This window comes from Bradyrhizobium sp. USDA 4449 (assembly GCF_054056275.1).
The window spans coordinates 810,733-833,720 of record NZ_JBSRYD010000001.1; the positions used below are offsets into that span (position 1 = coordinate 810,733).

The 22,988-nt window shown below is 65.2% G+C and carries 18 protein-coding genes, 1 tRNA gene and 2 pseudogenes; 6 read left to right on the plus strand and 15 right to left on the minus strand.

Annotated features, from left to right (window positions below):
• Positions 1-15 precede the first annotated feature (15 nt).
• Positions 16-381, plus strand: coding sequence for a hypothetical protein (locus ACVIIW_RS03795; protein ID WP_456699514.1), 366 nt, complete (start codon positions 16-18; stop codon positions 379-381).
• 90 nt (positions 382-471) lie between these two features.
• Here ACVIIW_RS03795 and ACVIIW_RS03800 read toward each other — a convergent pair whose 3' ends face one another.
• Positions 472-1,104, minus strand: a complete 633-nt coding sequence (locus ACVIIW_RS03800) for a 2-dehydro-3-deoxy-6-phosphogalactonate aldolase (protein ID WP_456699515.1) — start codon at positions 1,102-1,104, stop codon at positions 472-474.
• A gap of 13 nt (positions 1,105-1,117) precedes the next feature.
• Positions 1,118-2,032 carry a 2-dehydro-3-deoxygalactonokinase gene (locus ACVIIW_RS03805; protein WP_456699516.1) on the minus strand — a complete coding sequence of 305 codons (915 nt, stop codon included), beginning with the start codon at positions 2,030-2,032 and terminating at the stop codon, positions 1,118-1,120.
• Positions 2,033-2,248: 216 nt separating this feature from the next.
• Here ACVIIW_RS03805 and ACVIIW_RS03810 point away from each other — a divergent pair, with 216 nt between their 5' ends.
• Both ACVIIW_RS03810 and ACVIIW_RS03815 read left to right on the plus strand, forming a co-directional pair.
• The gene (locus ACVIIW_RS03810) at positions 2,249-3,346 is read left to right on the plus strand and encodes an LLM class flavin-dependent oxidoreductase (RefSeq protein WP_456705080.1); all 1,098 of its coding nucleotides are present in this window, start codon (positions 2,249-2,251) and stop codon (positions 3,344-3,346) included.
• Positions 3,347-3,403: 57 nt separating this feature from the next.
• Positions 3,404-3,958 (plus strand): flavin reductase family protein, encoded by a 555-nt coding sequence (locus tag ACVIIW_RS03815; protein WP_456699517.1) that lies wholly within the window; start codon positions 3,404-3,406, stop codon positions 3,956-3,958.
• 7 nt (positions 3,959-3,965) lie between these two features.
• Here the strand turns inward: ACVIIW_RS03815 and ACVIIW_RS03820 are convergent.
• The 8 genes and pseudogenes from ACVIIW_RS03820 to ACVIIW_RS03855 all read right to left on the minus strand — a co-directional run bounded on the left by ACVIIW_RS03820 (position 3,966) and on the right by ACVIIW_RS03855 (position 15,754).
• A pseudogene (locus ACVIIW_RS03820) lies at positions 3,966-5,814 on the minus strand (sigma-54-dependent Fis family transcriptional regulator).
• 95 nt (positions 5,815-5,909) lie between these two features.
• On the minus strand, positions 5,910-9,215 hold the full coding sequence (locus ACVIIW_RS03825; protein ID WP_456699518.1) for a carboxyl transferase domain-containing protein: 3,306 nt from the start codon (positions 9,213-9,215) through the stop codon (positions 5,910-5,912).
• An 11-nt stretch (positions 9,216-9,226) separates the two neighbouring features.
• Positions 9,227-10,948 (minus strand): AMP-binding protein, encoded by a 1,722-nt coding sequence (locus tag ACVIIW_RS03830; protein ID WP_456699519.1) that lies wholly within the window; start codon positions 10,946-10,948, stop codon positions 9,227-9,229.
• A gap of 214 nt (positions 10,949-11,162) precedes the next feature.
• Positions 11,163-12,056, minus strand: a complete 894-nt coding sequence (locus ACVIIW_RS03835; RefSeq protein WP_456699520.1) for an urea carboxylase-associated family protein — start codon at positions 12,054-12,056, stop codon at positions 11,163-11,165.
• Positions 12,057-12,130: 74 nt separating this feature from the next.
• On the minus strand, positions 12,131-13,057 hold the full coding sequence (locus ACVIIW_RS03840; protein ID WP_456699521.1) for a CobW family GTP-binding protein: 927 nt from the start codon (positions 13,055-13,057) through the stop codon (positions 12,131-12,133).
• A gap of 3 nt (positions 13,058-13,060) precedes the next feature.
• Positions 13,061-14,551, minus strand: coding sequence for an amidohydrolase family protein (locus tag ACVIIW_RS03845; protein ID WP_456699522.1), 1,491 nt, complete (start codon positions 14,549-14,551; stop codon positions 13,061-13,063).
• Positions 14,552-15,278: 727 nt separating this feature from the next.
• Positions 15,279-15,353: transfer RNA gene (locus ACVIIW_RS03850), tRNA-Glu, on the minus strand.
• Positions 15,354-15,409: 56 nt separating this feature from the next.
• Positions 15,410-15,754: a hypothetical protein gene (locus ACVIIW_RS03855; RefSeq protein WP_456699523.1), complete on the minus strand. Its 345-nt coding sequence runs from the start codon at positions 15,752-15,754 to the stop codon at positions 15,410-15,412.
• On the opposite strand from ACVIIW_RS03855, the gene ACVIIW_RS03860 reads away from it, so the two are divergent.
• From ACVIIW_RS03860 to ACVIIW_RS03870, 3 genes are all read left to right on the plus strand, one after another.
• Positions 15,753-16,760, plus strand: a complete 1,008-nt coding sequence (locus ACVIIW_RS03860; protein WP_456699524.1) for an RluA family pseudouridine synthase — start codon at positions 15,753-15,755, stop codon at positions 16,758-16,760. The two genes, ACVIIW_RS03855 and ACVIIW_RS03860, sit on opposite strands and share 2 nt — an antisense overlap.
• Before the next feature lie 217 nt (positions 16,761-16,977).
• Entirely contained in the window at positions 16,978-17,877 is a 900-nt protein-coding gene (gene rpoH, locus ACVIIW_RS03865) for an RNA polymerase sigma factor RpoH (protein WP_456699525.1), read from the plus strand.
• A gap of 180 nt (positions 17,878-18,057) precedes the next feature.
• The gene (locus ACVIIW_RS03870) at positions 18,058-18,399 is read left to right on the plus strand and encodes a hypothetical protein (RefSeq protein ID WP_456699526.1); all 342 of its coding nucleotides are present in this window, start codon (positions 18,058-18,060) and stop codon (positions 18,397-18,399) included.
• 10 nt (positions 18,400-18,409) lie between these two features.
• Here the strand turns inward: ACVIIW_RS03870 and ACVIIW_RS03875 are convergent.
• The 5 genes and pseudogenes from ACVIIW_RS03875 to ACVIIW_RS03895 all read right to left on the minus strand — a co-directional run bounded on the left by ACVIIW_RS03875 (position 18,410) and on the right by ACVIIW_RS03895 (position 22,896).
• A pseudogene (locus ACVIIW_RS03875) lies at positions 18,410-19,032 on the minus strand (peptidoglycan recognition protein family protein).
• A 37-nt stretch (positions 19,033-19,069) separates the two neighbouring features.
• A complete protein-coding gene (locus tag ACVIIW_RS03880; protein WP_456705081.1) occupies positions 19,070-20,281 on the minus strand; it encodes a GGDEF domain-containing protein in 1,212 nt (403 codons plus the stop codon).
• 589 nt (positions 20,282-20,870) lie between these two features.
• Positions 20,871-21,482 (minus strand): LysE family translocator, encoded by a 612-nt coding sequence (locus ACVIIW_RS03885; RefSeq protein WP_456699527.1) that lies wholly within the window; start codon positions 21,480-21,482, stop codon positions 20,871-20,873.
• A 68-nt stretch (positions 21,483-21,550) separates the two neighbouring features.
• Positions 21,551-21,925 (minus strand): response regulator, encoded by a 375-nt coding sequence (locus tag ACVIIW_RS03890; RefSeq protein ID WP_456699528.1) that lies wholly within the window; start codon positions 21,923-21,925, stop codon positions 21,551-21,553.
• A gap of 164 nt (positions 21,926-22,089) precedes the next feature.
• The gene (locus tag ACVIIW_RS03895; protein WP_456699529.1) at positions 22,090-22,896 is read right to left on the minus strand and encodes a lytic murein transglycosylase; all 807 of its coding nucleotides are present in this window, start codon (positions 22,894-22,896) and stop codon (positions 22,090-22,092) included.
• Positions 22,897-22,988 lie beyond the last annotated feature (92 nt).

The following is a 22,988-nucleotide window of genomic DNA, read 5'->3' on the forward strand; positions in this document are numbered from 1 at the left end:
GCGAAAGGTATTCGGTTGCGACACCCGATCGACATCATCGCCATGTTTGCCGCCATCTGGCTGCTGGCCTCGATGGTGCTGGACGCGGTGACGCCGAAGGAGCTGACGGCGGTCATGATCGCCATCGCGATCGGACCCGCCGTGGTCATCACCGCCGTGTTCTACTATCTGCGCTGCCCGCGCACCGATTTCGCGGTGATGTTCGCTGCGCTCTGGCTTATCTCCGACATCGCGATCGCCTTCATGTCGCCGAAGGAGCTGCCGCAGTTCCTGATCGCGCTCGGTTTCGCGCCCGCCGCACTGATCGGCATCGTGCTGCACTGGCAGCGCTTCCAGCGCCGCCATGAGCAATTGCCCGCGCCGTCGACGAAGCGCGGCTAGCGCCCTGTTCACCTCTCTGCGATGGGGAGAGGTCGGATTGTGCTCGGACAACGCATGAGCGTGACGTCATCACGCTTGTTTGTTGGGGTTTCAGTCTTTCGCAATCGCCCGGTCATAGGCCTCGATCGTCGCTTTCGCGCGCGCAGCGACGTCGGCGGCCGACATGCCTGATTTGTAGAGGCTGGAACCGAGCCCGAAGGCCGTCACGCCGCCCTTGATGTATTCGGCAAAATTCTGGTCGGAGACCCCGCCGACCGCCGCGATCATGACGCCTGCGGGCAGCACCGCGCGGATCGCGGCAATGCCGGACGCACCCAACACACTCGCCGGAAAGAACTTCAACCCTGAGGCGCCGGAGCGCGCCGCGAGCAGCGCCTCAGTCGGCGAGAACACGCCGGGCAGCGTCACCATGCCGTGCTGTTGCGCGCGCGCCAGCACCTCGGTGTCGACGTTCGGCGAGACCATGAGCCTGCCGCCGGCGTCGTTGAGGCGATCGACATCCGCCGCTGATAGCACCGTGCCGGCGCCGATCAACACGTTGGCAGGGGCGAGCTTCGCGGCCATGCCGATCGAGCGGAACGGATCGGGCGAGTTCAGGGGAATCTCGATCGCGGTCATGCCGGCCTCGATCAGCACGCCGACGATGGCCTCGGTCTCCTCCGGCTTGACGCCGCGCAGGATCGCGACCAGGGGCCGCTTCATCGGTGGAAAGGGAACGCTCATCACAAATGTCCTCTCACTTCGTCCAGATCGCCGCCGATGCCATCGAGAGGCCTCGGCGAACCGCTTCATCCGCGTCGATCGGCTTCACGTCGAGCGTCAGCGCCTCGAAGGCGAGCCGGTACAGCGCCGCCAGCCGACCCGACGCAATCAAGGTGATGCCGGCTTTCGGCACCGTGCCGGACAGGCCTGCCGCAAGCTCGGCGCCGATCAAGGTGCCCGACAGCGTCTCGCGGGCCGCGGCCGGCGTGCCGCCGAACAGCAACTGGCGCGACCTTGCGGCAAACAGGAGATTGGCGGTGAACGCCGGCGCATCGAACGCGGCTTTCACGGCGGCCTTGAAGCTCGCGACGTCCTCGGCATCATCAGCGCCGGCGATGGCAAGCGACAGGATCGTCTCGCGCGAGACGACGCTGAAGAGCTCGCCGGTCATGAAGGTCGAGAAATGCGTGACCGTGCCATCCTTCACCCGCACCCATTTCGAATGGGTGCCGGGCATGCAGACCAGGGCGTCGCCCGCAGCCTCGATACCGAGCGCGCCGAGCAATTGTGTCTCCTCGCCGCGCATCACGTCGGGCGCTGATGCGTCGCGCTGTGCGATGCCCGGCAGGATGCGGATGTCGCGCACCTCGCCCGGCACGCGGGCGGCCTGCTCGAGGACCGCGGACAACGGCGCCGGCGTGTCGACGTAGCCGGCCTCAACCCAGCCGGTCTTGGCCCCCGCCATGCCGCAGATCAAAACCGGCAGACGATCCGGCGCGCTGACGGCCGCCAGGTGCGATTGCAGCACGCCGGGGAAGCCGGCCTTGGCCGCCGCCAGCATGCCCTCATCGCTGCGGCGCTCGGCCAACACCTGGCCGGTGCCATCGACAACCCAGAGGCGAAAGCTGCTGGTGCCCCAGTCCACCGCGGCGAATGCGGGTTCGGTCATTTCGAATCGTATCCCTCGTCTCACCGCCGGGACGCCGTCTCGCGACAATGAGACGGACGCTCGGCAAATCTGCCCCGGAATATCGGCTATTACCGCTCTAAACCAGCCTTTTCTCACGGCTCTGAGACGCAAAGCGCGCTGGCACACCGCTTGCTGAAGCTGTTTCTGTTCAAGGGAACGCGCAGCAAGACGCGTCAACATCAGATGAGGAAACCCATGGAGATCGGCTATTTCACGATGCCTTCGCATCCGCCGGAGTGCGGCCTGAAGGAAGGACACGATTGGGACTTGCAGGTCCTGCGCTGGCTCGACGAACTCGGCTATCAGGAAGCCTGGATCGGCGAGCATCACACCGCGCCCTGGGAACCCAATCCCACGCCGGACCTGCTGATCGCACAGGCCCTGATGCAGACCAAGCGCCTGCGCATCGGCCCCGGCGGCTTCCTGCTGCCCTATCACCATCCGGCCGAGCTCGCCAACCGCGTCGCGATGCTGGATCACCTCTCCGAAGGCCGGCTCAATTTCGGGGTCGCGGCCTCAGGCTTGCCGAGCGACTGGGCGATGTTCAACGTCGACGGCATGAGCGGGCAGAACCGCGACATGACGCGCGAGGCACTGGAGATCATCCTGAAGCTGTGGAGCGAGCCGGCACCGTTCACGTACAAGGGCAAGTTCTGGACGGTGACCAAGCCCGACACGATGTTCGACTTCCTCAAGCCGCACATCAAGCCGCTGCAGGCGCCACATCCGCCGATCGGCGTGGCCGGACTGTCGAAGAACTCGGACACGCTGAAGCTCGCCGGCGAACGCGGCTTCATCCCGATGAGCCTCAACCTCAACCCGGCCTATGTCGGCAGCCATTGGGACTCGGTGGAGATCGGCGCCGCCAAGACCGGACGCAAGCCGAACCGCGCCGACTGGCGCCTGGTGCGCGAGGTGTTCGTCGCCGACACCGACGAAGAGGCGTGGAAGCTCTCGACCGGCGACATGATGGGCCGGATGATGAGCGAGTACTTCCTGCCGCTGCTCGGCCATTTCGGCTTCAAGGACTATCTGAAGCACGCCCCCGATGTGCCCGATAGCGACGTCACCGTCGAATATTGCGCCAAGCGGAACTGGATCGTCGGCTCGCCTGCGACCGTCGCCGAGAAGATCGAGAAGATCTATGACGAGGTCGGCGGCTTCGGCGTGCTCTGCGTGTTCGGCTTCGACTACAAGCACAAGCCGGAGGCCTGGCACCACTCGCTTTCGCTGCTGATGAACGAGGTGATGCCGCGCCTGAAGCATCTCGGCTCCGCAAAGAAGGCAGCTTGACGCTTCGCGGGTGCGGCGCGAACCTGCCGCACCCGCTACTGTTCCGGAGATGTCCGCGTGAGCGTCGACGCAAACGATTTCAAGCAGGCGATGCGCCAATGCGCCGGCGCGGTCGCGCTGGTCACCGTCGGCGCCGAGCACGGCAAGCGCACCGGGCTGACGGTGACGTCGGCCTGTTCGCTGTCGGACAATCCGCCCTCGCTGATCGTCTGCGTCAACCGCAAAGCCAGCGCGCACACCCGCATCCGCGAGGAAGCGGCCTTCGCGATCAACTTCCTGCACGAGGATCACGCGCTGCTGGCACTGACCTTCAGCGGCCAGAAGGGCGTCAACGGCGACGACCGTTTTGCCTTCGGGCAATGGACGCGCGGGGTCACGGGCGCTCCGGTGCTGACCGACGCGGTCGCAGCATTCGACTGCGTGCTGGCGCAGGAATTCGAGACCAGGACGCACTCGATCTTCGTCGGCGAGGTGCGCGGCGTATCGCATTCCGCCGCGGCAGCGCCACTGGTGTATTTGCGCAGCAGCTTCCACACCCCACACGAAATCCGCGAGACCGTTTCAGTCGGCGACCTCGATTCGCGGCATCTGAGCTGGATGGATTTTTCGTAAGGGCGAGCTACTGCGCGCTCTCGATCTTCAGCTGCTTGATCTTGCGATACAGCGTGGCGCGGCTCAGCTTCAGCGTCCGCGCAGCTTCGGTGACGCGGCCGCCGTGCTTGCGCAGCACTTCGACGATCGTCGCGCGCTCGGCGGCTTCGAGAGCCTCCGTCGCTCTCCCGCCGAACGGCGGCAGATCGAGATCGGCCTCCATGATCACGCCATCCTCGGCCGTGCAGCCGGCGAGCCGCAGCACGTGGCGGAGCTGCCGCATGTTGCCCGGATAAGAATAGGCTGCGAGCAACGACCAGGCCTCGCCCGAGATACGGCAATCCGGCGCTTCCTCGCGCGCGATCTGGCGGACGATGTCATCCCGATCCGCGCGCTCGCGTAACGCAGGCAACCGCACCTCCATGCCGCGCAGGCGGAAATAGAGGTCGGTGCGGAAGGCGCCTTCCTCCGCCATGCGACCGAGGTCGCGATGGGTGGCGCTGATCAACCGGATATCCACCGGCACCGGCTTGAGCGCGCCGAGCGGCCAGACCTCGCGGTTCTCCAGCACGCGCAACAGCCGCGTCTGCAGCGCGATCGGCATGTCGCCGATCTCGTCGAGGAACAGCGTGCCGCCGTCGGCCTGCACGATCAGGCCTTTCGACCCGTCGCGCCGCGCGCCGGTGAAGGCGCCGGCCTCGTAGCCGAACAGCTCGGCATCGATCAGGCTCTCCGGCATCGCCGCGCAGTTCAGCGCGACGTAATTGTTGCGCGCGCGGTTGCTGGCGGCATGGATGGCGCGCGCGAACGCGTCCTTGCCGACGCCGGTCTCGCCACGCAGCAGCACCGGCAGGTTGTGATCGCCGATGCTCCTCAAGCGCTTCACGCTCTTGACCAGGCCTGGATCTCGGCCGGCGAGCCGGTGCAGCGCGTCGAAGCGATCGATCGGAGCATCACGGCGAAGCGTGGACGATCTCGCGCGCAGCGGCGGGGCAATGTGGCTCCGACCGAGCGGCCGGCCATCGGCGCGGCGCAGCTCGACGATGTCGTCTGCGTTGCGCGAATGATCGAGCTTGATGTAGCGCGACAGATCGATGCCGGAGGCGATCAATCCGTCGGTCAGGCCGAGCAAGGCGCGCGCCGAGCGGCAGGCGCCGACGATGCGGCGGTCCTCGTCAAAGGCGAGCAGGGCGTTGCCGCCGATATCAGGCACGGTCGCGATCCAGGCGTTGCGGAAATGATCGCGGAAGATCGCACGCTCCATCCGCCGCGTCGCTTCCGTCGTCACCGCAAGCGCCAGCTGATGCGCGGCACGGCTGAGGTCATCGCGGCAGGACGTGATGTTGACCGCGCCGGCGAGACGTCCGGCCTGGTCGAACAGGGGCGTCACCGCGCAGGAGAAGATGCCCCACTGCTCGCGAAAATGCTCATCGCGATGGACCAGGATGGGCTTTTGTTCCGCAAGGCACGTGCCGAGCCCGTTGGTGCCTTCAAAAGCTTCCGAAAAATTCGAGCCGGTATAGACCTTCCAGCGCAAGAAGATCTCGGTATCGGCCTCGCCGGGCAAGCGGCTGAACAGCATGGTCGCGTTCGCGTCAGCGAGATTGACGCAATAGCCGGCGTCGCGGAGCACGCGGGCGAGATCGTCGAGTTCGGGCGTCAGCAACCGGATGGTCTCTTCCAGCGGCTCGGCGACGTGACGGATCTCGGCCTCAGTCAGCGTCTGCGGCGGACCCTGACGGGCGGGGTCGAGCTTGTGGCTGATCAGGCAGCGCCGCCAGGAGTTCGCGATCCGCGACTCCGCATCGACGTCGGCCACATGATTTGGCGACGGACAAGACACGGGCGACATGGTTCGAGGCCGAAAGGCTGGCCATCGCGGACGTCTCCACCCTGTATTCTGGTGCAAAGTCTGGCACCAAAGGCGGGGATGTCAATCGGGAACCGGAACGCAGCTATTGCTGCACCGCCCTCACCACGTGTCGATGCACGGCCGCTTCTTGTCCGTCCTTGGCGCCGGCTTAGGCACCGATCGCAGGCCCGCCATGATCCAGCGCCGCGTCTCCGCGGGGTCGATGACGTTGTCGATCTCGAACACCGACGCGATCGAGACCGCCTTGCCGTTGGCATAGAGCTCGGCGACCTTGTTGCGATAATAGGCCTCGCGCTCCTCGGCGTCGGCGATCGCTTCCATCTCCTTGCGGAAGCCGAGCCGGACATAGCCTTCGAGGCCCATGCCGCCGAACTCGCCGGTCGGCCAGGCCGCGGTGAAGAACGAGGCGTGGAAGCCGCCGCCGATCATCGACTGCGCCCCGAGCCCGTAGCCCTTGCGCAGCACGATGCCGAACAGCGGCACGGTAAGGCTGGCGCCCGTCACGAACATGCGCGAGACGTGGCGCACGATCGCGGTCTTCTCGGCTTCGGGGCCGACCATGAAACCGGGCGTATCGCAGAGCGAGACAACAGGCAGATCGTAGGCGTCGCAAAGCTGGAGGAAACGCGCGGCCTTGTCGCCGGCGTCGGCATCGATCGCGCCGCCGAGGTGGCGGGGATTGTTGGCGATCAGGCCGAACGGCTTTCCCTCGATGCGGATCAGCGCGGTGATCATGCCGAGACCGTAGTCGCGGCGCAGCTCCAGCACGCTGTCCTCGTCGGCGACGAGATCGATCACGTTGCGGATGTCGTAGACACGCAGGCGGTTCTCCGGGATGGCGCGCCGGAGCAGGCGCTGATCGGCGGCTTCCCAGTTCTTCACGGCGCCCTGGAAATAGGACAGGTACTTCTGCGCGACTGATGTCGCCTCCTCCTCGTCCTCGACCAGGATATCGATGACGCCGTTCGGCGACTGGAACGAGACGGGGCCGACTTCTGCCGGATGATAGACGCCGAGGCCGCCGCCTTCGATCATCGCCGGGCCGCCCATGCCGATCGAAGCATTCTTGGTGGCGATGATGACGTCGCAGCAGCCGAGCATCGCGGCATTGCCGGCAAAGCAATAGCCGGAGACGACGCCAACGACAGGCACGAGGCCGGAGAGCTTTGCGAACTGCACGAAGGATGGCCCATCAAGCCCGGTCATGCCGAGCCGGTCAGTGTCGCCGGGCCGGCCGCCGCCGCCTTCGGCATAGAACACCAGCGGCAAACGCCAGTCTTCCGCCAGCCTGAGCATGCGGTCGATCTTCTTGTGGTTCATATGGCCCTGCGTACCCGCGAGCACGGTGTAGTCATAGGCCACCACGATGCAGCGCGCGGCGTCTCCGCCGAATTTTTCGGCGTTGACGGTGGCGACACCCATGACGAGGCCGTCGGCCGGTGTATTCTTGATGAGATCGTCGAGCTTGCGCCGGCGCCGCTGCGCGGCAATGGCGAGGCTGCCATATTCCATGAACGAGCCGTCATCGACGAGCTGCGCGACGTTTTCGCGCGCCGTACGCTGGTTGGTGTTGCGCCGGCGCTGGACAGAGGCCGGACGGTTTGCATCGAGCGTGTTGGCCTGCCGCGCGATCAACTCGGCAAGATCGGGGCGGATATGGTCGAGATCGATATCGGTCTCGACAGACGACGCATCGGCAGCGACATCGAGCGGCTCCAGATAGAGGATCGGTTCGCCATGTAGCAGCGTGACGCCGTCGCCTGCTGCGAGCTTCATGACGCGGCCGCCCTGCTCGGCCATGACCAGATGCTCCATCTTCATGGACTCGATCACCGCAAGTTGCTGGCCCGGGCGCACGACCTCGCCTTCCCTGACCTGAATGGTGACGATGGTGCCCTGCAGGGGCGCTGCGACCATCACCGCGCCTTCAGGCACGGCTTGCGCGATTTGGGCCTCCGTGCCGTGAGCGCCGCCTCGCTCAGCCGCGGCAAAGTACAGCGGCTTGGCCGCGCCATCCGCCGCCTCGACCAGCCTGGCGATGTTGCGATCGATGAAGTCGGTCGCGATGCGATTGGTCCGGAAGTCTGGGTGCGCCAGCACGGCCTGAAGGAAGGCGATGTTGGTGACGACGCCATCGATCCGGAATTCGCGCAGGGCTCGCGAAGCTTTGGCGACCACGTTGTGCCAGGCTTCGCCCGGCGTATGCACGATGACCTTGGCCAGCAGCGAGTCAAACGCCGCGCTGGTCTTGTAGCCGGCATAGCCAAAACTGTCGACGCGGACACCGGGGCCCGACGGTGGCTCGAATACGGCGAGCACGCCCCCGCTCGGATGCGTCGCACCCGTCGCGTCCAGCGTCTCCATGTTGACGCGGAGCTGCATGGCATAGCCGCGAGGCTTCGGGATCGCACCCTGCGCGAGACCGAGCGAGGCCAGCGACGCGCCCGCGGCAATTGCGAGCTGGGCGCGGACGAGGTCGATGCCGAGCACCTCTTCCGTCACGGTATGTTCGACCTGGAGCCGCGGATTGGCCTCGATGAAAGCAAAGCTGTCCTCGGCGGTGCCGTCGACCAGGAACTCGAACGTGCCGAGATTGTCATACGAGGCAGCCGCGGCGAGCTGCTTGGCGGCCTCGATGATACGGCCGCGCAAGGCGTCGCTCAGCGACGGGCTCGGCGCCACCTCGATCAGCTTCTGATGCCGGCGCTGGACGGTGCATTCGCGCTCCCACAGATGAGAGATCGCGCCGTGATGATCCCCGATGATCTGCACCTCGATGTGGCGCGCCTGCCGGATCAGCCGCTCGGCATAGACGCCATCAAAACCGAACGCCGCCTTGGCCTCGGATTGGCAGCGCGCATAGGCTTCCGCGAGATCCGCGGCGTTCTCGACCACGCGCATGCCACGTCCGCCGCCGCCGGCCATCGCCTTGATCACCACCGCCGCACTGTTGCCCAGCGAGGTGAAGAACGCCGTGATCTCGTCGAGCGACGACGGCCCGCTGGTGCCGGCAATGATCGGCACACCGCAACGCTTTGCCAGTTGCCGTGCGGCGACCTTGTCGCCGAACAGTTCCAGCGCGGCCGGCTTCGGTCCGACGAAGACGACGCCCGCATCCGCACAGGCTGTTGCGAACGCCGCGTTCTCGCTGAGAAAACCGTAGCCGGGATGCAGGGCATCGCAGCCCGCGCTCTTCGCCGCCTGCACGACAGCTTCGATATCGAGATAGGCCCGCGCGCCGCGACCGGGAATTTCGACCGCCTCGTCGGCAACGCGCACATGCAACGACAGCGCGTCATCGGCCGGATGGATCGCAACCGTGGCAATGCCGGCGTCGGCCGCGGCGCGGGCGATGCGGATGGCGATCTCGCCGCGATTGGCGATCAGGAGCTTCTTGAACGACATCGCTCTCTCGCTCAGACTGCGGCAGGCTGGTTTGGGTTGAGCTCCTGCTTCTTCACCTTGCCGGTGGCGGTCAACGGCAGCGCCTCGATGAGGCGCACCTCCGGAATCTTGTAGACGGCCATGCGCTCGGCACACCAGGCGCGCAGGTCCTCGGCGGTAATCGTGCCGACCGCCTCCGGCTTGAGCTGGATATAGGCCACAGGCACCTGCCCTTTATCAGGGTCGTCACGCCCGACCACACCGGAGCCGAGCACCTTCGGATGCTGGCCGAGCAGCGCCTCGATTTCAGGCGGAAATACGCTCATGCCCTTGACCTTCAGCATCTCCTTGCGACGGCCGAGGAAGTGCAGGAAACCGTCCTTGTCGACGCTGCCGATGTCGCCTGTGCGCAGCCAGCCATCGATCAGCGACTCCGCAGTTGCCTCCGGCTTGTTCCAGTAGCTCTTGAGCAGCGACGGCGTGCGCACCCGGATCTCGCCCTCCGCGCCGAGCGGCAGCAATGCGCCGGTCTCGAAATCGGTGATCTTGAACTCGGCGCCGGGGACCGGCAGGCCGACGAAGATCGGCTGGTTGTTGAGATCGAAATCGTCGTCCTGGAAACCCGCGGTGAACGTGTTGGAGGTGTGGGTTTCGGTCATTCCCCAGGCCGCTTCCATCAGGATCGTGCCGGTGAGATCCTTCCAGCGCTTGCGATAGTCCGCGTTGAGCTTCTTGACGAAGGAGACGACGCGAACCTGCTTCAGCGACGACAGATCGAACTCGCTCCAGCGAGGATGGTCCATCAGCTCCACAGCGCAATCGACCGGCATCGCCGTGATGGTGACCTTGTACTTGTCGATCGCGGCCATCGCGCCGACGGCGTCCCAGCGGGCCAGCAACACCAGCGTCCCCCCGGCGAACAGCGGGAAGATCAGGCCGGCGTTTTCGCCGGCGATCCAGAACTCCGGAAAGAACGACAGGGAGACGCTGCTCTCATCTGATTGCATCGAGACGCCATAATTCGCGGCGGCCGTATAGACCATGTCGCGATGGGTATGGACGCATCCCTTCGGCATGCCGGTGGTGCCGCCGGTGTAGTTGAGTGCAGCGACCTCATCGAGGCCGGGCGGCGGCAGCCGCACAGGCGCGGGCTGTGCTGCGAGCGCAGGCAGCAGATCGGTCGCGCCTGAGATCGCGATACGGGGCGCCCGGATCGAGTCCGGCGTCGGAAATGTGGGCGTCGAGGGGATGACATCGGCAAAGCTTGTGACGATGATCTCGCGCAGGCGCACCTCGCCCTTGACCTGCTCGACGATTGGGATGAGCTGGTCAAGCGCCACGATCACCTCGGCCTGGGTGTCGTTGAGCTCGTAGGACAGCTCGAATGCGCGAGACAACGGGCTGACGGGAACATGGACCGCGCCGAGCTTCAAAATGCCGAAGAACACGATGTGGAATTGCGGGCAGTTCGGCAGGAAGACGGCGACGCGATCGCCCCGGCGCACGCCCTTGGCCTGCAATAGCGCCGCAAAGCGATCGCTCTGCTCATCGAGATCCGCATAAGTCGTGACGTGCCCGTAAAAGATCACCGCGGGCCGTGCAGGGCTCTGCTTCGCCCACGCGCGGAGATATTCCGTCAAGGGAACTTCGCCGTGCAGATAGTTCGGCAAACGCGGCAGGCCCTTCGGCCAGGCCTTCTCCCACAAGCCGTGCAAGGTGGCGAGGTAGTCCTGTTCGTCGAGACCTGCGCTCATGACGTCTTTCCCGCGTGCTTTTCTTTTCGGGCACAGATGTGCCTTTGACCGACCTCATTACACGTCGAGCACGGCGAACGTCATGTCAAGACAAACAGTTCGTCCGCCTCGAGGGCGATGCCGTGACGCGGAAAAATGCCGAACAGGCTTGCGCGTCAGGCCGCCCGCACGCCCGCCACGAAGGCGCTGACCTCGAGCGATTGCAGCTTCTGGGTCAGCCGCGATCCGGTTCGGCGCTGCCCGCCTGCGCGCGCACGCCGTGGTGACGGTGATACGCACTCGGCGCCGGCCAGGGCCAGCCCTTCAGTGTCGCTGCATCCGGCTCGAAGATTTCGATCTTGAGCGGATGACACGCCGCAACATCGCTGGAATGGGTCGCGCTGCAATCCCCGCCGGGACAGGCCGACAACGCTCCGAGCAGGTCGATCTCCGCGAAGAACTCGATGAAGTCGCCGGGCCGGACCGGACTGGCCTTCATGAAGTACTGGTGCGTGTCGTGAGTGAAGCCGGTGCACATGAAGACGTTGAGCACGTCGTGGACATGGTGCTCCGCCGCGGCGGGATCGACGTTCAATTCGGCGGCAAGCGCGCGCGACAGGTTGGAGTGGCAACAGAAATCGTAGGCCGCGCCATTCAACAGGAGATTGGTGTAGGGATCGCAGCGCGTACCGATGACGTCGTGAATGCCGGCTCCATCGGCATCGAAACCGTACCAGCCCAACGTGTCGTGACTGATGGTCGCGATCGGCCGCAGATAAGGCATCGTGCTCCAGAGCCGGTCACCGAGGCCGACATGGGTGCCGTGAAGCGCGCGCGTCTTGCCGCTGAAGAAGCGCTCGGCGAGATCATCCGCGTTCCAGAGATTGAGATCGCCGACCTGGGGACCTTCGATGCCGACGATGCGGAAGAACCGGCCGCGCGCCACACGAAAGGCGCGAGCGTCGCGTGGCGGCACGATGAGCTCGTGCGTCTTGACCATGGTCCGCCGCGCCGATTCGAGCCTGGCCATGTCGGGCCCGGGCATTGTCCCGGCGGGATAGACGATGGCCGGCTTGGCAGCGCGGCGTAAGGCGGCGTCGGCAGGGACGGGTGAGCTATTCAGGGGCATCGTTGGCCTCGGATTCACACAGCAACGCGACAGCCGGCGGCTGACGTTGGGCGCGATGACTCTATCGCCCCACTTCAACCTGAAGCAACACACCCGTCCATGAGTTCGTCCAGCTCGGCCTTCGAGAGCACCCCGAGCTCGGCGATGAAGACGATCCGCGCGCGCGGCGCGCCCGCCGCAGGCGCGTCACCCGGCGCCAGTGTCGCGCGGCCGCCGGCAAACTGGAACAGCATCTGACGCCCGGGTTGCTCGATCGCCTCGAACAGGCCCTTTGCGCGCGCCAGCTTCGGCGCGAGCTGGTTGATGGCCTGCTGCAGGCGCCGCAGCGAGAGTGGCCGGTCCGCGGTCCAGCTCAGCGTCTCGAAGCGTTCTTCCGCCGGGCGCTTCGGTCCCGGCTCGCGCGGCACGGGCGCGCGATCGCTCGCGGGAAACAGCAGCGCGGATGGGATCTCGCCGTGCCTGGCGTCGACAACCACGGCCGGGACGCGCTGCGCGCGGATGGCCTCGCGCATTCGCATGCCTGCGCCTTGGTCCGCCAGATCCAGCTTGCTCAACGCCACGATATCGGCGACGCGCAGCTGCGAGCGCTGCAGCGCATCCTCCAGGGCCGCCGGCGGCGTCGCCGCGTCCATGACGCAAAGCACGGTTTCCAACGGTGCCTCGCGCAGGATCACGGGGTCCATCAGATTGCGGACGATGTCGGCGGGATCGGCAACCCCGCTGGTTTCGATGACGATGTACTCGGGTCTCGGATCACGCCGCAGCAGCGTCGACAGCGTGCGCAACAGGTCGCTCTGGAGCGAGCAGCAGATGCAGCCGTTGGCAAGGCTGACCACCCCGTCACCCGCGCCCGCGATCAACTCCGCGTCGATGTTGATGGCGCCGAAATCGTTGACGATGGCCGCGATCCGCCGCCCGTCCGCATTCGCGAGCAGATGATTGACGACCGTGGTCTTGCCCGCCCCCAAAAAGCCCGTCACCAGGAGAACAGGGACCGGCATGGATCAGCTTCCGACGACAGGACGGCGCACCGGCCGGCCCGGCCGCGCCGCGACATCAAGCACCCCGTCCTCGATCAGCACCTGGCCGCTGACGACGAGATGCCGGACGCCTTCCGACGGACGGTTCATCGCGGCGAAGGTCGCGCGATCCGAGAGCTTCTCGTAGTCGAACACGACGATGTCGGCATCGGCGTCCTTGGCAAGCCGGCCCTTGGCTCGCATCGCGGGCGTGCTCTGCGACAGTATCTCCGCCGGGATCAGCGCGCATTTGCGCACGCCCTCCAAAAGCGAGATCGCCTTGCGCTCGCGGACCCATTCGCGGATGAATTTCGTGAAGCAGCCGGCCGAGCGCGGATGCGAGGTGGCATCGTCGGGCAACGGCCAGGCGTCGCCCTTGTAGGTGGTGCCGTCCGACAGGGTCCACGGCATCGCGTCGGATGCGATCGCGCCGCCGGGATAGAGCACCGACATGTCGAGGAGTTCGCGATGGTGCGAATTGTTCTCGGTGTCGAGAATGTGCCAGAGCACCAGTGAGGACGGCTCTTCGGCCTGGGCCTTGAGCAGCTCCTCACGGTCGTGGAAGCGATGGCCGTCGGTGACGCGCTGCACGGAATCGTAAGCCGTGCCATTGCGCTCGACGAATTGGGGATCGCTGAAAAAGGCAGCCGCCAGTACGGTCGAGCCGGTGCCGTAAGGATAGGCCTCCACCGTGATCGGCAGGCCCTGCGCCTGCGCCTTTTCGATCAGCACGCGGCAGCGCGCGATGTCGGTCTTGCTCGACGAATTGAAATGGCAGATGTGCATGTGCGCGCCGGTCGCACCGGCATAGCCGATCAGGCGGATATAGGCCTCAACGGCACTCTCTGGGTCGATGCGCGCCATGTAGGCGACGTGGGTGAAGGTCGGCACGTTGTGCTTTGCGGCGAGCTGGCACACCGCGGTCAACTCCTGCACACCGGCGCCCGGCGCATAGGCGTTCAAGATGCCGATGCCGATGCCGCCCTCCTTCAGGCCGCGCGCGAGCCGCTCGATGATTCCGGCGAGTTCCGCATCCGTCGCGATATTGTCCATCCAGCGGCGGTCGCGCATGGCGTTGCCGAATGCCTCGAGCGAACTTTCCACGTTGGAGCCCGTCATCGCGCCGATGCGCGCAAACGCCCAATTGGTGGCGGCGCCGTAGTTCAGTACCCGGCCTCGCCGCGCCTGGCGCTCGTACCAGGAGCCGACCGGCAGCACGCCGGCTTCGAGATCGAGCGTCGTCGTCACGCCATCGAACGCCTGCATGCGGTCGGCGGGGATCGACTGGCCATGGGCGTGCAAATCGATGAAGCCGGGCGCCACCACCAGCCCGGTCGCGTCGATCACGCGCTCGGCGCCGCCGAGCGAGGAGCCGACCGCGGCGATCTTGCCGTCCACCACCGCCACATCGCCAACGGAGTCCATTCCGCTCGCGGGATCCACCACCCGGCCGCCAGAGATCACCAAACCGCTCATACCGTCACTCCGCCAAGCTCATGCCAATGCCCCCAAAGGCCGGGCAGCAGCTTCGGAGGCGGAGACCGGGCTCATCGCGCACGTCCGATGCGCATCAAGGCAGATTCTCTGGTGGACCACCACCACCGCTGAAGCCGAGACAGGATGCAGATTGCGGCATGTCGTGGCCGGGGGCTCCGGCTCTGCTCTTCGCGCTGACCGTTCCGCAAGCGAGGCGTGATCCTGCGCACGCCATTGCGTCCACGGTGCCGCGCTCGCGCAAGTCACAGCGCTTGCTGATCTGCCGTTGTGGCTGCGGAGGCTGCCACCGGAAACGTTCGTGCGTCCGAAGCCAGATCCCAACTAATGGCTTGCGCTGGACGAGCAGGCACCCATCGACGCCGCGATGGATTACCATCGCCGCGCCGGGATCCGCCTGCCGAGGGCCGGAAGCGCACGCGAAGTTTTACGCCATCGTCGAGAGCCAGATTGCCGATGCCGAGTTGCCAGTGCGAGGCACGGTGGAGCGACTGATGGCAGAGGGGATTGATCGTCATGAAGCCATTCACGCGGTCGGCTCCGTGCTCCGGACAGATGCAGGACTGATCAGCAGTTCAGTGCGGGCGACGCTACCCCCGGCACGATGTCCGGCGAGGATCCGATGTGGCTTGTTCGCCGGATGGAGGCTCTGACTGCCGAACAGTGGCGTCGGCCCCGCTGAGCCACGCGCGAGACGCGTTCTCGAAAATGGCGCTCCCTAGGGGAATCGAACCCCTGTTTCAGCCTTGAGAGGGCCGCGTCCTAACCGCTAGACGAAGGGAGCGTGAGGGCTAGCCAATAGCCTCGAAATTTGTCCGCTGCAAGGACCGAACCGCCGTTTTACGGCTCATTGGCAAATTTCAGCTTTCCGGCCGGCCTCAAGGTGTGGGCGTCGAAGGTGCGGATCTCGATGACGCCGCCGATATCGAGCGTGACCAACAGGCGATCGCCGGCAATCCCGGTGGAGACGATTTTGGCCCCCTTCGGCAGCATCGCGGTGACGTCGCTCCCGGCATCAGGCGCCCTTCCCTCCGACTTGAAAAGGCGGTAGCCCACCGCGATCAGGACGGCGCAGATGGCCAGCGCCGAGGTCAACCCCGCGATCAGCATCATCCGCCGCACCCGCGCAAACAGCGCGGCCTGCTCGGGGCTCGGTTCGGGAACAGCGGTATCAGACGTCGTCATGGAAAGTTTTGGCTCTGCGCAAAGGTTGGAAGTCGTGGTCGAGGGCGACGAGGGCTCGGCCCGGCTCGACCGCGTGCTGGCGGCGCGCCTTCCCGACCTGTCGCGATCAAGGCTGAAAGCCCTGATTTTGGCGGGCGCCGTGAGCCTGAAGGCCGCCGAGGTCCGCGACCCCGCTTATCACGTCAGTTCAGGCGATACGATCATAATCCACGTGCCGGAGGCAGCCCCGCCGGAGCCGAAGGGCGAGGATATCGCCCTCGATATCGTGTTCGAGGACGACGACATCGTCGTCATCAACAAGCCGAAGGGGCTGGTGGTGCACCCAGCCGCCGGCCACGAGACCGGCACGTTGGTGAACGCGCTGATCGCCCATTGCGGTACCTCGCTGTCCGGGATCGGCGGTGTGCGCCGGCCCGGCATCGTGCACCGGCTCGACAAAGACACGACCGGGCTGATGGTGGTCGCCAAGAACGATCTCGCGCACGCCTCGCTCACCGCCCAATTCGCCGACCATGGTCGCACGGGGCCAATGCGGCGAGGCTATATGGCGTTCGCCTGGGGACTGCCCGGCCGCCATCGCGGCACCATCGATGCGCCGATCGACCGCCATCCCCATGCGCGGGAAAAGATGGCGGTGCGGCAGGGCGGCCGCGAAGCGGTGACGCATTGGGAGCTTTTGCAGAGTTTTACCGGGCGCGATGGCAAGCCGGTCGCGGCGCTGCTCGCATGCGAGCTCGAGACCGGAAGGACCCACCAGATCCGCGTCCACCTCGCCCATATCGGCCATCCCCTGATGGGCGACGCCGTCTATGGCCCGCATTTCAAGACCAAGGCGAACCAGCTGGGCCAGGAGTCGCAAGCGGCCCTGACGGCGCTTGGACGACAAGCCTTGCATGCTTATTTGCTGGTACTGGAGCACCCCCGAACCGGAGAACTTCTTCACTGGGAGGCCGGCTTGCCGGAGGATTTGCTTCTCCTGGAAAGCGTGCTGAAAGCGGCGCTATGACGCAGGGACTTTGAGAAAGTCCTTACCTTACAAAAAGTTATAGCTGCCACACGGGGACGTGACGTCAGCAATCCTTCCCTTTTTGTCCCCTCATGGAGTATATTGCGCCTGCGTTGGAAGTGACCAACTGGAACATCGCAGCTACGACCGGCTTTAACCAAGCGGTCGTCTGCCTGGCCCGCCGCTATCGGGGGCCTGAACCTTGGAGGGCTTCAACATGGCCCGTACCGCTGCTTTGCCGGTCCTTAACGGAGAATCCGGCCTTTCTCGCTACCTCGGCGAAATCCGCAAGTTCCCGATGCTGGAACCCCAGCAGGAATACATGCTCGCCAAGCGCTGGCGTGAACACGATGATCGCGACGCTGCACACCAACTCGTCACCAGCCATCTCCGGCTCGTGGCCAAGATCGCCATGGGCTATCGCGGCTACGGCTTGCCGATCTCCGAGGTCGTCTCGGAAGGCAACGTCGGCCTGATGCAGGCGGTGAAGCGTTTCGAGCCCGAGAAGGGCTTTCGTCTCGCCACCTACGCGATGTGGTGGATCAAGGCGTCGATTCAAGAGTACATCCTGCGTTCCTGGTCGCTCGTAAAAATGGGCACCACCGCGAACCAGAAGAAGCTGTTCTTCAACCTGCGCAAGGCGAAGAGCAAGATCAACGCGCTGGATGAGGGCGATCTTCGCCCCGACCAGGTGAGGGTCATTGCCAAGCGCCTCGGCGTCACGGATCAGGACGTCATCGACATGAACCGCCGCCTCGGTGGCGACGCGTCGCTCAACGCACCGATCCGCGACGACGGCGAAGCCGGCGAATGGCAGGACTGGCTGGTCGACAATTCGCCCAACCAGGAAGCCATGCTGGCCGAGCACGAGGAATATGACGAACGCCGCGACGCCCTGAACGGCGCCATGGGCGTGCTCAACCCGCGCGAACGCCGCATCTTCGAGGCCCGTCGCCTCGCCGATGAGCCGATGACGCTGGAAGACCTTGCCGCCGAGTTTGGCGTGTCGCGCGAGCGCGTCCGCCAGATCGAGGTCCGCGCCTTCGAGAAGGTGCAGTCCGCAGTCAAGGGCACAATTGCAAAGGCCGAACAGGCCGCGCTGGAAGCCGCGCATTGAGCGTGGCTTTTCGAGCGCCAGATATTGGCGGATCGACGAGACAGGAAAGCCGGCGGCAACGCGGGCTTTTTTGTCGTGTGTGACGAGCTGCGGCTTGTTCGCGGGACACGCGGCGTCTTGAACGTAAGCGACGGGGCAGCCGACCAATGACCAAGCCATATTCGAGAACGGACACACGCCGTGTCGATCATCCTGCAATCCACCGTCGGCGGCTTTTCCCCCCAGTTCATGCGCAAGCTGCCGCTGCTCGAGCAGGGCATGCGCGATCGCGGGCTCGAGCCCGGCGAGTTCGTGATCTCCAAGGACCATGCCTCGACCTCGACGATTCCCATCATGGAGCCGTTCTTCTTTAATTACTGCGTCTCCTTCGGCGAGGAAGAATTCACCGTCACCGAGCCGAACGACATGGTGTTCCTGGATTACTTCCTCAATCGCGTGCTGGCCCCGGGCGGCCCGCCGGAATTGCCCGGGCAGGCAGGATCGATCCGGCGCTTGTTCGGCTGGATGACACAGCCGGTATGACGCGCTGTCGTTACTCCCCCCAGGTCCTCGCCAGCGTCGCGAGCCAGCAGCCTTCGCAATAGCGGGCGTCCTTGTAGTCGATCCAGTTGTGGGCATAGACGTGGTCGAGCGGGATGCCGTAGCGCGCGCGCAAGACCTGGACCAGGATCTTCCAGGCCGCGACCTGGGCCGCGGTCGGGCCGATCGTCACATCCGGATAGTTGCCGGCGAACTCGACGCCGATCGAATTGTCGCGCACGACCTGATGATAGGTCACGCTGTGTCGATGTATTTGTTGTCGTTGCGGTTGGCGCCGTCGGTGTGGGTCGGCACCAGATTGTCCGCGACCGACCAGTAGACCGTGCCGTCGGTCTCGACCCAGACCATCACGCCGCGCCGGGTCGGATTCTTCGACTGCGCCTCGGCGCCGCCACGCGCCGAGCCCGTCGGCCCCTCGGTCTGGTGAACGATGATGTTGCGCCAGGCATGCGCGCTCGCGACATCGCCCCACGGCGAAAGCCAGACGATCTTCAGTCCGGGAAAGTCGGGCGTGCCGGTGCTACGCGCGAGCCTGGCGAGTTCGGCGTCAATTGCATCGGCGGGGGCGATCAGAACGAGGGCGGCGAATACCGCCGCGAGCAGGCGAGGCATCATCAGAGGGGTCCAACAACGAACCCCAACCTAGCAGGGTTTACGCGATTTTGCGCGAGACCTCGACGTCACAGGCCGGTTCGGGCGAGAGCGGAGGGGCCGGATCGTAGATCGCAAAATCGTTCTTGCCGTTTTTCTTGGCGTCGTAGAGCGCATGATCGGCGTGAGCGATCAGCCTGTCCGGGAATTGGCTGATGCCGCGGTCCCATTCCGCAACGCCGATCGAGATCGCGATCGGGATGTCGTTGCCGGTGCAGCCGGCGGCGTCCTGGCGGCAGACATCGAGGATACGGCGGGCGATCAGCGCCCCCTCGCGCAAGGAGGAGGACGGCAGCACGACGCAAAACTCGTCGCCACCGGTGCGCGCGAGCATATCGCCGGGCCGCAAGCGCGTCTGCGCCATCAGGGTGAAATGCTGGAGACAGGCATCACCCGCCGCGTGGCCATAGGTGTCGTTGATGGTCTTGAAGCCGTCGAGGTCGATCACCAGCAGCGAAAACGGCTCGCCGCTGCGCTCCGAACGGGCGCATTCCTCGGACAGGCGCTGCAACAGATGCCGACGGTTGGCGACGCCGGTGAGATCGTCGAGCAGAGCGAGGTCGGCAACCTCGTTGCGCAAGCGGTCCATTGCCATCAGCAGGAAGCCGAAATTGAGCGTCATGGTCAGGAACAGCAGCACCAGCACCATGACGGCATGGGCCTGGCTGCCCGCGACGGCCGAGAAATCGCCGCCTAGCGAATTGCCGACCGCACGCGCCACGAAGATCGCAATGATCGTGAGAATGACGATACCGGACAGCCGGGCACCCGGGCTGGCGCGGCCTTCCGGCGGCGACAGCAGCAGACGCAGTGACAGCACCAGCGGCAAGCCCTGCCCGACCGTGTAGCTGAGCATGCGCAGCTGCAGCTGGTCGAAGCCGATCTTGAACAGCGCGACGCCGGCGAGGCTCGCGATTGCAGTCACGGCCATGAGGCGCAGATGGACCGGCCGGTCATAGAAACGCTGAATGCCCATGGCGGCGAGGCAACTCGCCGCAATGATGCCTGCAGCGCCAAACAGAAGCGGCAGCGGAGAATCGATGAACAGGCGGATCAGCGCCGTCATCGCGCCGGCCGCACCGACGAATGCCGACGCCATCCAGTACCGCGCCGCCTCGAATTTCGGATAGGAGCGCGTCACATAAGCCCAGATCAGGCCGAGCGCCGAGAAGTTGACGACGAACACCATCCAAAGCGTTGGTACGTTCAGCATGGCGCGCGCGGCGCGCACATCGTCCCGCCCCCCGTCACCGGCAGAAGTTCGTCCATGACCCGTCCCCGTGTTCTTGCGGAGGATCATGCGCGGGTTGCACTTAACGGAACCTCACTGCGATCGTCGAAAGCGCGCCTTTGGTTTTGGATTCATGAACGCCGCCTCTCGATTATCGGATCGTTAGGCACGTCCGATCACTCGATGCGCGGTCGGGTCACCGCGCCTCGCGATGCGGATTCGCCGGCTAAAATCACCTGAAAACGCATCTGAGCTGTGGATAAGCGGATGACGCAGATGTGACAGCACGGGGCAGCGCCGCGCGAATCTGCTGAGTTTGTCATCGAGGATGTTGCGAGGCTGGCCCTCCGCCGAGCGTTCCTCGTGTCGCGTTTAACCATGAACCCTTGAGAGGATACTATGGCTAAGAAAGCGAAGAAGGCGAAGAAGGCGACGAAGAAAAAGGCCAAGAAGGCCGCGAAGAAGAAGTAGCGCAGCAATTATTTGCCCGGGTGGAGCGTGCTCCGCCCGGGCGTCGGGCAAGGCTGAGAGAATTTGAACATGGCGGGCGCGAGGCCCGCTTTTTTATTGGTTACCGCTCGGCGAAGGCGAGCTTGGCACCCAGCAGCGCGAAACCGGCCGCAAACGAGCGGCGCAGCCAGGCCATCACGGCGGGACGGGAAATGACGCGCTCGCGCACGGATGCCGCGCAGACACCGTAGATGACGAACACCACGAAGGTCATGGCCATGAAGGCGCCGCTCAATTCCAGCATCCGCGCCAGCACATGCGTCTCGTCCACCGCGATGAACTGCGGCAGGAAGGCGAGGAAGAAGATCGAGAGCTTCGGGTTGAGAATGTTGATCAGAAAGCCCGTGACGATGACGCGGCCGCTCGAACGCTCCTTGATCCCAGCATCGACCGCAAGCGCACCGGTTTCACGCAGCGCCTGCCAGGACATGTAGAGCAGATAAGCGACGCCGCACCATTTCAGGGCAGCGAAGGCGAGCGCACTGGTGTGCAGCACGGCGGCCAAGCCAAGCATCGCAGCACAGATGTGCGGCACGATCCCGAGCGTGCAGCCGAACGCTGCGGCCATGCTGGCGCGGGAGCCGCGCGTCAACGCCGCAGCCAGCGTGTAGAGCACGCCGGTGCCGGGCGATGCGACGACGATCAGCGAGGTGAGCAGGAAGGACCAGGACATGCCTCGTCCTTATCATTCACGGCGCTTACGGAGAAGTCACGACGCGGTCAGCGAGGCGCGAACACGCCTCAGTTCAGCTGGGCGATCTCGGCTTCCCGCAGCACGTCGAGCGGCGCCCATGGCTTGGCCCAGAACTTGGCGCCGTCGGGCAATGGCTGGACCAGAGGACGGCCCGAGGTGACGACGACATCGAGCTTCGGATTGCGCCCCTTGGCGACGTGGGCCAGCTCGACGCCGCTCATGCGGCCGGCGAGCTGCACGTCGGTCAGCATCAGGCAGAGCGCGCCGGCGTTCTTGTCCAGCACGAGCTCGGCGGCTTCCGCGCTTTCGCACTGGATGACCTGATACCCGCTTTCCTCGAGGAGGAGACACAGCATCTCCCGCTGCTTGGCGTCGTCCTCAACGATCAACGCGGTCGCTTGAAATGGTTGTGCCTGTCCCATGGGGCTGCTCCAGATGTTCGCATCCTCGTAAGTGTGGTGGGTTAAGGACGGAAGGTGCGATATGGTTCGGTTCCAATCCGAAGAAAAGTAAATCCTGGTTCCCAGCGCGGCCTTGACGGCAGGCATCAATCACGATGATCGGCTCGGTCGTGCGCCGACATCTGTTACTGCCCCATCAGCCGGTCGGCAAAATACCCGATCGTCTTGCGATAGATCACCGCCCTGTTCCACTCTCGCATCGCTTCGAAATTGGCGGAGCCTTCCCCATAGGGCTGGCCCATCCTGAAGCCGTTCGTGTGCAGCAGGTTCGCGGTCGAGGCGAGCACGTCGGCGACGCTGTGGCGGAGATCGACATGGCCGTCGCCGTCGAAATCGACGCCGTATTTGATGTAGGACGACGGCAGGAACTGGGTCTGGCCGATCTCGCCGGCATAGGCGCCGATCAGATCGCGCAGCGGCAGGTCGCCGCGCTGCACGATCTTGAGCGCGGCGAGCAGCTCGCCCTGGAACAGCTCGGTGCGGCGGCAATCATGCGCGAGCGTCGTCAGCGTGCGGATCACCGGCAGCTTGCCCATGTCGCCCTTGCCGAAATCGCTCTCCAGCCCCCAGATCGCAACCAGGATCTGCCGGGGCACGCCGAACTGCTGCTCGATGCGCGAGAGCAGCGCGGCATGGCGCTGCAGCAGCGCGCGACCGCCATTGATGCGGCCGGCGCCGACGCGGGTCGAGACATACTGCTCGAAGCTCTTGTTGAAGGTGTAGCGCTGGCGGCGGTCGAAGGCGAGCACGGCGCCATCCTGGGTGATGCCGCTGAATGCCGCGCTGGTCACGCCCGCCGAGACGCCGGCGGCCTGCGCCTCCGCAGCCATGCCGGCGACGAAGCTGTTGAAGTCGCCGCCGCAACGTGCGGCCTCGGCCGGCCCGCCGACGAGACAAACGACGGTGGCGGCGGCGACAAGCGATCTCAACATGCCGAAAATTCCTCATGCGCGGGCGTGAACAGCTGGTGATCATGCCCGGGAACGGGAGTCGCGTCAAAGCGACACAGGACCGATCATATCTG